The 13,969-nt window shown below is 39.9% G+C and carries 14 protein-coding genes and 1 other RNA gene; 9 read left to right on the top strand and 6 right to left on the bottom strand.

The genetic code is table 11. The features are described from left to right. Nucleotides 1-82 precede the first annotated feature (82 nt). Nucleotides 83-1,225 (top strand): glycosyltransferase, encoded by a 1,143-nt coding sequence (locus tag BGP15_RS22530; protein WP_286770794.1) that lies wholly within the window; start codon nucleotides 83-85, stop codon nucleotides 1,223-1,225. A 22-nt stretch (nucleotides 1,226-1,247) separates the two neighbouring features. Then, the gene (gene rsmG, locus BGP15_RS22525; protein ID WP_070560683.1) at nucleotides 1,248-1,883 is read left to right on the top strand and encodes a 16S rRNA (guanine(527)-N(7))-methyltransferase RsmG; all 636 of its coding nucleotides are present in this window, start codon (nucleotides 1,248-1,250) and stop codon (nucleotides 1,881-1,883) included. On the opposite strand, the gene BGP15_RS22520 is transcribed toward rsmG, so the two are convergent. Next, a complete protein-coding gene (locus tag BGP15_RS22520; RefSeq protein ID WP_286770793.1) occupies nucleotides 1,884-2,474 on the bottom strand; it encodes a hypothetical protein in 591 nt (196 codons plus the stop codon). A 74-nt stretch (nucleotides 2,475-2,548) separates the two neighbouring features. Further along, nucleotides 2,549-2,782 (bottom strand): hypothetical protein, encoded by a 234-nt coding sequence (locus BGP15_RS22515; RefSeq protein WP_070560687.1) that lies wholly within the window; start codon nucleotides 2,780-2,782, stop codon nucleotides 2,549-2,551. A 261-nt stretch (nucleotides 2,783-3,043) separates the two neighbouring features. Between BGP15_RS22515 and dprA the strand changes: the two genes are divergently transcribed. The 5 genes from dprA to accD all read left to right on the top strand — a co-directional run bounded on the left by dprA (nucleotide 3,044) and on the right by accD (nucleotide 7,444). Further along, entirely contained in the window at nucleotides 3,044-4,162 is a 1,119-nt protein-coding gene (gene dprA, locus BGP15_RS22510; RefSeq protein WP_286752319.1) for a DNA-processing protein DprA, read from the top strand. A gap of 87 nt (nucleotides 4,163-4,249) precedes the next feature. Next, nucleotides 4,250-5,755, top strand: a complete 1,506-nt coding sequence (locus BGP15_RS22505; RefSeq protein WP_286770792.1) for an MFS transporter — start codon at nucleotides 4,250-4,252, stop codon at nucleotides 5,753-5,755. Beyond that, nucleotides 5,748-5,975, top strand: coding sequence for a DUF6814 family protein (locus BGP15_RS22500; protein ID WP_112373807.1), 228 nt, complete (start codon nucleotides 5,748-5,750; stop codon nucleotides 5,973-5,975). Before BGP15_RS22505 ends, BGP15_RS22500 begins: the two co-directional genes overlap by 8 nt. Before the next feature lie 306 nt (nucleotides 5,976-6,281). Then, nucleotides 6,282-6,379, top strand: an RNA gene (gene ffs, locus BGP15_RS22495) — signal recognition particle sRNA small type. Between the two features lie 222 nt (nucleotides 6,380-6,601). After that, entirely contained in the window at nucleotides 6,602-7,444 is an 843-nt protein-coding gene (accD, locus tag BGP15_RS22490) for an acetyl-CoA carboxylase, carboxyltransferase subunit beta (protein WP_070560696.1), read from the top strand. 127 nt (nucleotides 7,445-7,571) lie between these two features. Here the strand turns inward: accD and BGP15_RS22485 are convergent, their stop codons facing one another. Further along, nucleotides 7,572-7,907: a hypothetical protein gene (locus BGP15_RS22485; protein ID WP_070560697.1), complete on the bottom strand. Its 336-nt coding sequence runs from the start codon at nucleotides 7,905-7,907 to the stop codon at nucleotides 7,572-7,574. A gap of 188 nt (nucleotides 7,908-8,095) precedes the next feature. Here BGP15_RS22485 and BGP15_RS22480 point away from each other — a divergent pair, with 188 nt between their 5' ends. After that, entirely contained in the window at nucleotides 8,096-8,431 is a 336-nt protein-coding gene (locus tag BGP15_RS22480) for a MerR family transcriptional regulator (protein WP_046674120.1), read from the top strand. Nucleotides 8,432-8,651: 220 nt separating this feature from the next. Here the strand turns inward: BGP15_RS22480 and BGP15_RS22475 are convergent, their stop codons facing one another. After that, entirely contained in the window at nucleotides 8,652-9,146 is a 495-nt protein-coding gene (locus BGP15_RS22475; RefSeq protein ID WP_070560715.1) for a metallophosphoesterase family protein, read from the bottom strand. A 3-nt stretch (nucleotides 9,147-9,149) separates the two neighbouring features. Beyond that, a complete protein-coding gene (locus BGP15_RS22470) occupies nucleotides 9,150-9,857 on the bottom strand; it encodes a tRNA1(Val) (adenine(37)-N6)-methyltransferase (protein WP_112373809.1) in 708 nt (235 codons plus the stop codon). Between the two features lie 97 nt (nucleotides 9,858-9,954). On the opposite strand from BGP15_RS22470, the gene BGP15_RS22465 reads away from it, so the two are divergent. Continuing rightward, nucleotides 9,955-11,112 (top strand): hypothetical protein, encoded by a 1,158-nt coding sequence (locus BGP15_RS22465; RefSeq protein WP_115047232.1) that lies wholly within the window; start codon nucleotides 9,955-9,957, stop codon nucleotides 11,110-11,112. 205 nt (nucleotides 11,113-11,317) lie between these two features. On the opposite strand, the gene mutS is transcribed toward BGP15_RS22465, so the two are convergent. Next, a complete protein-coding gene (gene mutS, locus BGP15_RS22460; protein ID WP_286752314.1) occupies nucleotides 11,318-13,924 on the bottom strand; it encodes a DNA mismatch repair protein MutS in 2,607 nt (868 codons plus the stop codon). Nucleotides 13,925-13,969 lie beyond the last annotated feature (45 nt).

Below are 13,969 nucleotides of genomic sequence, written 5' to 3'. Positions count from 1 at the left end.
ATTTGCAAACAGGATGTTTCAAAAATAAATTATCATTTTTCCCCTATAAAAAAGTTGCGGAAAGCACTTATCTTTGTGAGCTATGCTTGACCTTCACGTATTTTTGGCCAATCTTCCATATATTGCTTTCGGAGTATTGGGTCTTTTCCTCTTGATACAATTGTACTACATCTTATTTGTATATAGCAAATTGAGTGGTTATCAAATTGAAACTGTACAAGAAGGAACTGAATTCCCACCGCTGTCCGTTATTATTTGTGCACACAATGAACAGGATAATATTCGGGAATTCCTCCCGAGTATACTGAATCAAGACTATCCCAATTTTGAAGTCATTGTGGTCAATGACTTTTCGACTGACAATACGCCCTGGATATTGCATGAGTTCGAAGCAAAATACCCCCATTTAAAGATTGTGGATATCAAAGAGCATATTCGCTTGAAACATGGTAAAAAGTTTGCCGTTAGTATGGGTATCAAAGCGTCAAAGCACCAGACACTGGTGTTTACTGACGCAGATTGTGCACCACAATCCGATCAATGGCTCAAAGAAATTGCAGCAGCCTTCAGACCAGAAACAGAAATTGTACTTGGCTATTCTCCTTATTTTAAGCAAAAAAGCTTGCTAAATCTATTGATTCGATTTGAAACCAGCCATACGGCCATGAGTTACTTTGCCTATGCACTAAAGGGAGATGCCTATATGGGAGTAGGACGCAATATGGCTTACAAAAAAGACCTTTTCTTTCGTAACAAAGGTTTTGCAGCCCATATGCATATTAAGTCTGGCGATGATGATCTTTTTGTCAACCAAAATGCAAATCCTACCAACGTTAACATTGCACTGGCAGCCGAATCCATTGTCTATTCGGAACCCAAAGCGACCTGGAGGAGCTATTACAAGCAAAAAGCAAGACACTCAGGAGCCTCTACCATTTACAAAAAGCGACATCAGCGCATGCTGGGCACGCAGCTGGTATCAGCCGTCCTTTTTTATGTCGCCCTTATCGCAACAGCAATTGCCTTTCCAATGTACTGGTATGTTCCTGTTACAGCCTACCTCCTAAGGCTGATTGCACAATGGATAATATTTGCCAACATCTATAAAAAACTAGAAGTAAAGGAACTCATTTGGTGGCTACCTTTGGTAGACTTCATCTACTATTTCTATATTTGCATCAATGGCATGTTCAGCAGAAAAAAGAAAAAAATAAGCTGGAAATAATTCACTTTTAAAACATTAAGCTTTGAATCCAACAGTTGATATCATCTATAAGTATTTTCCAAAATTAACGGATATTCAAAAAGAACAGTTTGCAAAACTTGCCGACCTCTATACATTTTGGAATAGCCAAATCAATGTCATTTCACGTAAGGACATAGATAGCCTCTACCTGCACCATGTGTTACACTCGCTAGGTATCGCTAAATTTGTTCAAGAGCTCACGCCAGGAACACAAATTTTGGACGTAGGAACCGGCGGGGGCTTTCCAGGTATCCCAATGGCCATTATGTTTCCTGAAGTCAAATTCCATTTGGTCGATTCTATCGGCAAAAAAATAAAAGTCGTACGCGAAGTTGCTGCTGGACTGGGTCTCCAAAATGTTGAAGCAGATCATATCCGCGCAGAACAACTCGACGACAAGTACGATTTTGTGATATCACGAGCTGTGACAAGACTTGGAGAATTTACGCCTTGGATACAGAATAAATTCGCAAAAAAAGATAAAAACGGTATTCCTAATGGAATTCTTTACTTGAAAGGCGGAGATCTCACCGAAGAGATCAAAGAATCTAAGCTCAAAGCAGAATTACACCCGCTTTCCGGTTACTTTAAAGAAGATTTCTTTGATACAAAATACCTGGTATATGTACCTATGTAGTTAAAGTTTGGCATTACCCATAGGAAATTGAAGTCGCCTATGGATAATGTCTACAGAATCCAGGTAGTTCGTTAAACACAGATGGATATAAGCAATCTTCTCATACCGATCATTTTCACGAAGCCACTTTAAGGAAGGCTCATAGTATATTCTAAATTTACGCAGAGAATCTCCCGACAACTTACTGTATTCCTGAGTCAGCGGATACCATTCCTCGCGAATCAGATCCTGTTGGTATTCTTTTTCAAACTGACGTTGAAGCTTCCGCGAATTTCGTCCCTTTCGACTGAATTTATTGTAAAGCTTGTTCAGATTGACCGCAATTCCTCCCTGGTGAGGCAAGGTCACCATATTTTTCGTATCACCCCAGAAAAAGATCGACTTATACTCCTCCTTTTTTTCTTCCCATTTATCCGCTGCTGATTTACGCTTGATCGAAACAGTATCCAAACGTAAAGTATCTTTTTGACTGCCTTTTTTCGCAATGGTATCCTGATGATAAAATTCCGTTGGATAGGCAAAAAGCCCCTGCCTATTCAATGAGAAATAGACACAGAAAAATAATAAAGATAGAAACCCAATACGAACCATATTTATAATTGACAAACTAAAATAACCAACTATAAATAAAATTAAAAGTATTTAACTATCTTTAACTTAGAGAACTAAAGACCTAATTCTTTTTTAATTTCTAGGCCAATCAGATTGATCTCTTCATCCATACCGAACATAGGAAGCTCCGTTTCTGGGTTCAGTTTCAGCCAGTTTGTATCATTGTCTTTAATAATTTTTACGTATTCTACACCATCTTTAAAAATAACATACGTATCTTCTTCCTCAGGGAAAACAGAATAAACTATATCCCCCAATTCAATATCAAAAGGTTCTTTCATTTCCATAGTTAAAATATCATTAATCGCTCAAAGGTACCAATTCCTCATCTTCTTTCCATAATCGACCAATATTTCATTCCTTGAGATTTCAAATAAGCTTAGGAAAAGCGCAATCATGTCATAGCAATCCAGAGATTTTATAGTAGGCACGCGATCGCCTCCGACTAAGAACTTTGTCATTGCTTTAAAAACATAATATGCCTAAGCAATTCTAACAAAAAGTATGACAGCTACTTATAATTTTCCTATATTTAAATAAACCCAATTATGAAACTAATTTATCCCATAGCTTTGACGAAAATCAAGGGCATTGGCCCTAGGACAGCGCGTAACATCATTGACCAAGGTCACGAGTTGGCAGACTTATTTGCTTACTCAAAAAAAGATTTGATGCAAATTCTTGGGATACGGGAATCGATCGCAGAAGCCATACACAATAAAAGCTATATGTCTGCCTGTGAAAAAGAACTTGCTTTTATCGAAAAACATCAGATACAAGCGTTATGGCTGGAAGACCAAAATTATCCAAATAGGCTACGACAATGTGAAGACGCTCCGCTTGTTGTCTATTATAAAGGGAATCAGCCACTCAACAGCACAAAAATTATAAGTATCGTCGGTACTAGACATGCAACCTACTATGGACAGAAAATATGCGAAGATCTGCTAGAGGCTATGAACGGTACCAAAGACACCTTAATCGTTAGTGGTCTTGCTTATGGTATTGATGCTTTAGCACATCGCAACGCACTAAAAAATAATATTCCCACCGTTGCTGTATTAGGGCATGGTCTCGATCGCATTTACCCGGCATCCCATCGTGAACTTGCCACAAAAATGCTAGACCAAGGAGGTTTATTGACAGAATTTACATCCAACACATTACCTGAACGCAGTAACTTCCCTATGCGCAATCGCATCATAGCCGGTATGGCGGATGTCACCATTGTTGTAGAAGCTGCAATTAAAGGAGGTGCTTTGATTACCGCCGAAATAGCCAACAGCTACAATCGCGATGTATGTGCCTTTCCAGGAGCCGTTTACGAAAAAAGTTCTGAAGGCACCAATTACCTCATCAAAACCAACCGTGCGCATATGATTAGAGGTCTTCAGGATCTGGAATACCTCATGAATTGGGAAATCAGTACAAAAGCTGTTGGTCAACAGCTTAGCCTTCCTTTGACATTGACAAAAGATCAACAACTCCTTTTTACGCTCATTCAGCAAAAGGGACAATTAGAAATAGACCATATGATTGACCTCACAAAATGGCCACAAAGTAAATTGGCCTTAATCCTATTGGAACTTGAAATGCAGTCACTCATTCACAGCCTACCCGGAAAACGCTATAAAATAGTCGGACAGACCGAAATTCAAAAGAATTAGCTCTTTTCCGATCATGCAACAGCGCCGAAATGCCGTTTGGAGCGCAATTAAAATGTACATTTATATCCAACCAAAAACCAAAAATTAATGAACGAAAACAATACAAAAAGCATCTGGAAAGTCATCGGAGCCTCCTCCATGGGAACGCTTATTGAATGGTATGATTTTTTCATTTTTGGCAGCCTATCCATTGTAATTTCCACCAAATTCTTTCCGGCAGAAAATCCAACTGCTGCTTTTCTTTCCACCCTAGCCACATTTGCTGCAGGATTTGTCGTCCGGCCATTTGGCGCTCTATTTTTTGGCCGACTAGGCGATATTATCGGTCGAAAATATACGTTTATGGTAACTTTAATGCTCATGGGCGGCGCAACATTTCTCATCGGTTGCATCCCCAGTTATGAAAGTATCGGTTTTTGGGCACCGCTGCTCGTGTTGATCCTTCGTCTCTTGCAAGGTCTTGCCCTAGGCGGAGAATATGGCGGTGCGGCAACTTACGTCGCCGAACATGCTCCATTGGGCCAGCGGGGCTATTGGACATCCTGGATACAAACAACAGCTACTTTTGGCCTTTTCATATCTCTGGTCGTCATCCTCCTTACCAAAGGCTTTCTCAGCGAATCACAATTTGATTCCTGGGGATGGCGGCTTCCTTTCCTCCTCTCTTTAGTCATGGTATACGTTTCCTATCTTATTCGTAAGAAGATGAAGGAATCACCCGAATTTAGCAAGGCCAAAGCGGAAGGGAAAACAAGTACAAATCCGCTAAAAGAAAGTTTTGGCAACCGCTACAACCTCAAATTTGTGCTGCTCGCGCTATTTGGTGCAGCCATGGGGCAGGGCGTTGTTTGGTACACCGGACAGTTTTACTCGATGAGTTTCATGAAAACGGTCATGCACCTACAATCTGACCAGGCCGATACCATCCTCGGTATCGCCTTACTCTTGGGAACGCCATTTTTTGTCGTATTTGGGTGGCTTAGTGACAAAATTGGGCGAAAATGGATCATGCTCGGTGGGATGTTACTTGCCGTATTGACTTATCGTCCGATTTACGAATCCATGTACCAACTTTCCAATACCGAACAGAAAGTCAAGGTGAACGAAACAACGGAGACTCCTCATGGATCACAAACAACAGAAACCATTTCCATCATCAAGACACAATATGAGGACCAGACGGAAGTTACTCGAGCCAGCATGATTCATCAATCCGGTAAACTGAAAGGACAGCAAACAACCAAAACCACGGTCCATATTGCAGGCAAAAACTATATGCTGCTCGTCCTGCTGATCTTTATACAAGTGATTTATATTACGATGGTGTACGGGCCCATTGCAGCATTCCTTGTTGAACTGTTCCCCGTAAAAATCCGCTACACATCCATGTCCTTACCCTATCATGTTGGCAATGGAATATTCGGCGGACTCCTTCCGGCTGTATCGACATATTTAACGACAAATGCCGAAGCTTCCAATACCCCGCAATTCTATCTTGCAGGTTTATGGTACCCTATTATCATTGCCATTGTATGTTTTATCATAGGCAGTATTTATATCAACAACAAATCAACTTCAGCACCCCATGAATAACCTCAAAAAATTCCTCGGCATCTTATGGATCATTTTAGCTCTATTTACAGCCTACTTCTCCATTTTTGAACTGGCGCTGCCAAAGATTTCAACGGGACATCAAGAAGATCTGGTATTTGGAATCATTATCCTGTGCATCTTGACCCCCATAATCTCCATTGGACTTGGCTTATTTGGCTATTATTCCCTATTGGGTGAATACAGCCAAGAGAAAATGTAGTTCCAAAAATGAGATCGACTTTGAATAGGCAAAATTAGCCGATTATGCTTATTCAAAGTCGATCTTCCATACGCCAGATTATGCAACTTTCCGACATTTTGAAAAGAACATTTACGGCAAATGGACTTCGTCAAGCGCTTTTTTCACGCCATTTTTAGCTGTTTTACACAAATACCAAATCTACTCCGCCATAAATTGGTACTATGAAAAGATATCAAATGCAATTTATCGCCATGATAATCAACCAAATAAGATAAAAAGGTGTTTTTTCTTTCCTAAAACTGTTTTTTTTTCTACTTTTGTGGCGGGTAAGTCTTCTACGACCAGCTCCCATTGACTCCCCCAGGTTGGGAACAAAGCAAGGGTATTTGGTTGAGCGGTGCGATAGGAGTAGCTTACCCTTTTTTTATGCCCATTTTTTTGACTAATCCGCTGGTCTGAAATTCAATTCTAACCTAAAAATCAACCAAATATCTTATATATCCCAATTGTTACCCCCAATTTCCCTATTTATAGAAGCCCTGTTACACAAGGCGTTTTAATCGCTTGGCATGTACATTCAACACAATTATAATTGTATATAAAAGCAAATTTATATAAGTTTGTAATCGAATAAGAACTATCGTATGAGTTGGTTTAAAAGAGAAAAAGCTGGTATTAGCACAGCTACCGCTAATAAAAAAGAAGCACCTGATGGCATGTGGAACAAATGTCCGACGTGTAAAAAACCATTGTTGCATCTTGAACAAGTAGAAAACGACTATGTTTGTCAATATTGTGGCCACCACTTAAGAATTGGCTCCAAAGAATATTTTTCAATTTTATTTGATAATAACGAATTCACAGAACTATTTCCTAATCTAAATTCTGGTGATCCATTAGAATTTTTCGATTCAAAGCCATACCCTGAACGTTTAAAGGAAAGTCAAGCCAAAACAGGTCTTAAAGATGCTTTACGTTCTGGCCATGGAAAAATGAATGGTCAAGACATTGTTATTGCTTGTATGGACTTTAGTTTCATCGGCGGATCCATGGGATCTGTCGTTGGTGAAAAAATCGCGCGTTCGATAGATTATTGTATTGAGCATAAAATTCCATTTATGTTAATCTCTAAATCCGGTGGTGCACGGATGATGGAAGCCGCATTTTCATTGATGCAAATGGCTAAAACTTCGGCTAAATTAGCGTTATTGGCAAAAGCAGAACTTCCTTACGTTTGTTTATTGACCGACCCTACTACAGGGGGAGTTACAGCATCTTACGCGATGTTGGGTGATATAAATATCGCAGAACCTGGTGCGTTAATCGGATTTGCCGGACCCCGTGTCATTAAAGAAACAATTAAAAAGGATCTTCCAAAAGGATTCCAGACATCGGAATTCGTGCTCGAGCATGGATTTTTGGATTTCATTGTCGACCGTAGACAGTTAAAAAACCAAGTGGCTACCTACCTTAAATTAGTGGGATAATCATTGTCAGGATATAAAAGAAAGCGGTGCCAAGAATATTCTTGGTACCGCTTTCTTTTTTCGCCCCATAACTGTTGTGCCTGCGACCTCTTGTCGGATATATAGAACGTATAAATCAACCGTCTTTTTAAAGATATCGCCAAAAAGCCCATATTTTTCTTTTGGACAGATAATCCGTTTCACCCTCCTTCTCATAAGCTTCCCGCTCAAACGAAATACGCCGGTACGCTTTATCAAAATCCCGAAATTGAATAAAATGAACGGCAAATTCAAGAAGATACCAAACATAGAAAAAGAGAATACCTAATTCAAGCGCTTGTCGCAAATGTATACGCTCATGACGAATCAAGTCGTCCTTCTGTTTAAAAAAAGTACTTTTCAGAAAGATAAAAGGATAAATAGTAATTGCATTAGCTTTTCCAAAAGAGAAGAAATTTGTCCAAAATTTGCTAACTATGATCATATAGGATGTCTAGACCGTTTTCAAACGACTCAAACTTAGAAAAATTTACCTTTATACACAATTATTATTGGCGTCTTATGAATTGTACTATATACCTATCGTTCAGTCCTTGATCAGATAAGAGATCGCAAAAATTTCTTTTTGAATAGGAATTTTTATTAAGTTTGCTATAGATTAATTGTGAAGATATGCCGTACAAAGAGCGTGAAATAAATAAATTGTATTATACAATGGGAGAAGTTACAGAAATGTTTGATGTAAATGCATCCCAGATACGTTTTTATGAGCGTGAATTTGATATTCTACAGCCTAAGAAAAATAAAAAGGGTAATCGCTTATTTACGCAAGAAGATATTGCCAATTTAAAGATCATCTTCAATTTGGTTAAAGATAAAGGTTATACACTACAGGGGGCACGTGATTACCTGCGTGACAACAAATCTGAGGCAAAAGAAAATCAACGTGTTGTAGATTCATTGGAGCGTTTGAAGAACTTTCTTCTTGAAGTTCGTGATTCACTATAGCATTGAGAAAACTCTTATAAAATTCCCGAAACGTAACCATTACATCATATTCGCAGTGTTCATGGGATCCATTTCAGTAACGAAATCCATTCGACTATACAGAAGTAGCGCAAATTTCTGGACCCATTACATGAGAACCAAATGTATCCACGATCGCTTTGCCATCACACCATATATCATCCAGCTTTCAAAGCTCAAAAAAGATTAAAGAAAACCCCATCTAACGCTCGTTCAGTTCTATAACCTCAAGATTTTCAATTTTATCTTTATTGATATCAAACCGCATCAATGTCCTCACTTTATGCCAGCCGTGCTTACCCGCTGCACCTGGATTGAGGTGAAGGCATTGAATCTTAGGATCGAAGATAACCTTTAGAATATGGGAATGTCCAGTAATAAATAATTTCGGCGGATTTTTCATCAATTCTCCTTTAATACGTGGAGCATATTTCCCGGGATAACCACCAATATGTGTCATAAAGACGTCCACTTCCTCACACCTAAACCTCAAATCTTCTGGAAATTGTAAACGAATTTCTTGACCATCAATATTACCATAAACTCCGCGCAGCGGTTTAAAAGCCGCCAACCGATCTGCAACATCCACATCACCAAAATCGCCTACATGCCAAATCTCGTCGCAGGCTGCAAAATGAGTAAATACCGCTTCATCTAAAAAAGAATGTGTATCTGAGAGTAATCCGATCTTTGTCATCATTTAAAAAGCTAAAAAATAAGGTGCCAGGGCCGTGCGATATGCTTCTGAATAAATACCTTTAGCAGCATAAATAACAAACTCACGTACTGCAACCGACTCAACAGGCCTCCGTTCAAAGGTTACGATCTTACGTAGCACCGATTCTCCTTCAAAGGAACTTATCCGAACTTCAGTAGAACAATGTAAACCTCTTTCTGTAGAAATACTGACTAAGGTATCCGCTAATGCCGCTGGAAGGATAAGGATTAATTTCCCCCGATTCGATAAGCGTATAGAGGCGAAATCCAACAGTTCAAAGAAAAAATCCAGATCCGTATGTCTAGCCAGTTTCCTCCGTTCATCCGGATTATGCAACGAATCCGTATAAAAAGGTGGATTTGATACAATCAAATCATAATTTCCTGTTGTATCCAGTTGCTGAAAGGAACTAGCATGTAGCGTTAGGCGTTCACGGAAAATGGAATTGCGAAAATTTTTATCCGCCATCAACGCAGCCAAAGCGTCGACTTCAACAGCTTCTATCTGGCTATTCCCAAGACGCTGAGCCAACATCAAGGCAATGACTCCAGTGCCTGTGCCCACATCTAAGACACGTTCTACAGGTTCTATCTCCGACAATGAAGCCAACAAAACACCATCTGTATTGATCTTCATCGCACAGTCAGACTGATCAACCTCAAATTGTTTAAACCGAAATATCGACGCCATACGCCAAAGATAAAACTTTTAGGACCTTTGGCACAAACAAACCCATGTAACCTGCGATTTATTTGCTAATTTAGTCAGCAACAAATCTATATAAGCCATGAATATCCGTCAGCTAGCTCTTATGATATTGATTATGAGCTGTGTCATCCCAACAAAACTATTGCATGGGCAGGAAAATTGTGAACGATATACCGTTGAGACACTTCCCCTTTTGACGCAAGCCTTAAACAACAATGACTTTGACAAAATTGACCCTTTACTTAATAGTATACAGGCAAGCTGTGGTATCAATGAATTTGTACAACGGTTACGCATTCTTATGCAAATCATTGAAAAGAAAAATAGTACTGCAGCGATTGACCTCTATTGGAACAGTCAATTTGATAAAAGCTTTCTACAAAGACTGGATGCGGCAGACCAGGACGATTTCTCAACGCAATACGAACAGCATAAGGAAAAATACAATTTTTACCCATTGCGGCATCCACTGGATGGCCTCATCAAAGTAAGGGCACAAGCACTCCTTGTTTCTGACAGTTACACGTTAACGGATCAGGAAAAAGATATTTTACAGCTTTTTTCAGATACTGACGTTTCCAGTGCTGTACAAGACGGACGATCTAATGAACAAGATAATCAACAGCCATTTCCAGCACCCAAAGTGTACAGAGATAGACAAAAAGCCAAACTTGGCTATGTTCCTTCAATCGGCGTAGTCACCCCACTTGGTGGAGCCAACAAAATTTTCGGAACCAACGTAAGCTTTGGATTTATGCTGATGAGCTCGCTAGAAAGAAAATTTATTTTTGAAGGTGGCTTCAAGGTGCGCATCAACTCAAACGACCGCAATATTGATTACAATTACGATGGCTCCAATGTTTCGGTCAATTCTTCAGCGACCGCATTTATGGGCGGTGCTGTAGGTTACAAAGTTTTTGACAACGACAAATTTATACTGATTCCAAAAGGTATCCTTGGCATAGATATTACAGATACCGGCATTACAGAAAGCGCTTATTCCTCTGGTTATTATGATCCGGATGGTTATTATTATGATGGTGGATACACCGATCGTATGGTAACCATCAATAATGTGCACTTAGGACTTGGTCTCGCATCCCTATTTCGCATGAAAAACCAAAAGTACATTGGTTTCGAACTCGGCTATCATTACGCGCCTTATGATGCCAGCAGTAAGGTATTGATCCCAATACAGGCGAATTACGGAAGCTTGGAACTATTTTTCAGGTTTTAAGCAATAGCCCTTCAAAAACTTTCATGACTTCGCAGACATCAACAACAATGAAAGCGAACTGAAGGTTCTTTCTGGCCAATAAGATCAGGCACTTTCAGAAAAAATACGCCAGATGATGTTCTGTTTTAAAAAACATGATCTGGCGTGTTCAAATCGAAGAAAACAAGTCCCACTTGAGATCGGGTGTCCAAGTCCAAAAGAAAATTTAATTCTTTAGCAGGCGTTGTATCTCATCCAGCTTCATTAATGCTTCAACTGGAGTAAGCGAATTAACATCCAGATTATTCAGCATATCCCTGATCTTATTCAAGACAGGATCATCAATGGAAAACATTTGCAATTGGTAGGCCTGTTTCTGAATCTTACGCATACTATCCTTAATCTGCTCCCCACCAGTTCGCTCCTGCTCCAATCTTTTCAGGATCTGGTTGGCACGATTCAGCAACTTTTGTGGCATCCCCGCGAGCTTTGCCACATGAATACCAAAACTATGTTCTGAGCCTCCTGGAACGAGCTTCCGCAAGAAAATAACTTTATTATTGACTTCCTTCACCGTCACATTATAATTTTTAATACGATCCAATGAAGTTGTCAGCTCATTTAATTCATGGTAATGCGTTGCAAACAATGTTTTTGCTTTGGCTGCGGGATGATTGTGTAAAAACTCAGCAATAGCCCAAGCAATAGAAATACCGTCATAGGTACTGGTACCACGACCGATTTCATCTAAAAGAATGAGACTACGGTCTGATAAATTATTCATGATGCTCGCTGTCTCATTCATCTCTACCATAAACGTAGATTCTCCAGAAGAAAGATTATCTGAAGCACCCACACGGGTGAAAATTTTGTCAACCAGACCGATCTTTGCTTCTTTTGCCGGTACGAAACAACCAATTTGCGCCATCAACACGATCAATCCAGTCTGACGGAGTAACGCCGATTTACCGGCCATATTAGGCCCCGTAATAATAATAATCTGTTGTGTCTTTGGATCCAAGAAGGTATCATTGGTAATATAGTCCTCGCCTATTGGCAGGTTTCTTTCAATGACAGGGTGTCTTCCGCCTTTAATATCCAAGATCTTGCTCTCGCTGATTTCAGGCTTTACATAATAATTTTTCTCTGCTACAACCGCAAAGTTAAGCAGCACATCCAGCTTAGCGATCAGCTGTGCATCGAGCTGAATAGGTTTGATATATTCAGCAATGGAAAGCAATAGCTCTGCATATAATCTATTCTCCAGTGCTTGGATCTTCTCCTCAGCACCTAGAATCTGTTCTTCATATTCTTTCAGTTCCTCCGTAATGTAACGTTCAGCATTCACCAGCGTCTGTTTACGTATCCACGTCGTAGGAACCTTATCCCTATGGGTATTGGTAACCTCCAGGTAATAACCAAAGACATTATTGAATGCAATTTTCAAGGATGGAATTCCAGTGAGTTCTGCTTCCCTTTTTTGAATCTCAAGCAAATAATCCTTACCGCCAAAGGCAATTTTACGCAATCGATCCAATTCCGGATCAACGCCATCAGCAATTACGCTACCCTTATTGATTGCCACTGGGGGCTCGGCCTGAACCTGCAGCTCTATTCTTTCCCGGATAACTGTACAAGCATCCAATTGCTCCGATATGGTCTGTAGCGCGTTGGCATCTTTACGATCTGTAAGTTCCTTCAACTTTTCTATCGCATATAAAGCCCGTTTTAATTGCACGATTTCCCGCGGATTCGCTTTTTGTAGTCCTATCTTGGAAATTAGGCGTTCAAGATCCCCCACCTGCTTGATCTGACCAATCAACTCATCCCTTAAATTGCGATCAGCAACAAAGAAATCCACCACATTCAATCGTTCCTGAATACTTTTCTTGTCTTTTAACGGCATCACAATCCAGCGCTTGAGCAAGCGCGCTCCCATTGGACTGGATGTATGATCCAATACATCGGACAGCGTGACAGCATTTTCATTCAACGAACCAATTAATTCCAAATTGCGGATCGTAAAACGATCTAACCACATAAAACGATCTTCTTCGATACGCGAAAGCGTAGAAATGTGTTGTAAGTTACGATGCTCGGTCTCGTTTAAGTAATGTAAAGCTACACCGGCAGCAACAATCCCCGTAGGCATACGATCAACACCAAATCCTTTCATCGACGAAACCTCAAAATGCTTCAATAATGTTTCTGTAGCATAGTCTCCCGTATACGGCCATTCGTCAAGAAAATAAGTATAATAATGCGACCCAAACTGTTCTACAAAATCCTTGCTCTGTTTTTTGGAAAGAATGACTTCCGTTGGCTTAAAACCTTGAAGCAATTTATCGATATAGGTAACACTTCCCTGAGCAACCAAAAATTCACCTGTTGAAATATCAAGAAAAGAAATACCGATCCGCTCTTTTTCGATAAAGATTGACGCTAAATAATTATTCGATTTCTGCTGAACAATATTGTCATTGTAGGAAACGCCAGGGGTAACCAACTCTGTCACACCACGCTTAACGATTGTTTTTGTCGTCTTAGGATCCTCCAACTGATCACAGATCGCCACCCGTTGGCCGGCACGCACCAATTTTGGAAGATAGGTCTCCAACGAATGATGAGGAAAACCAGCCAATGCGGTTTCCGATTCCGAGCCATTACCACGCTTCGTCAAAACAATGCCCAAAATCTGGGCAGCTTTGATTGCATCCTCACCAAATGTCTCGTAAAAATCGCCAACACGGAACAACAATAACGCTCCAGGATATTTAATCTTGATCGCATTATACTGTTGCATCAATGGGGTCACTTTCTTTTCTTTTGCCAACTTGTAAATCAATTTTTATGAAGCGTAAAAATAGGATAATATCGT

Source organism: Sphingobacterium sp. 40-24 (genome assembly GCF_001899705.1).
GTDB classification, from domain to species: Bacteria; Bacteroidota; Bacteroidia; order Sphingobacteriales; family Sphingobacteriaceae; genus Sphingobacterium; species Sphingobacterium multivorum.
The sequence above is the reverse complement of the archived record's forward strand: the minus strand, read 5'-3'. Positions and strand labels throughout refer to the sequence as shown.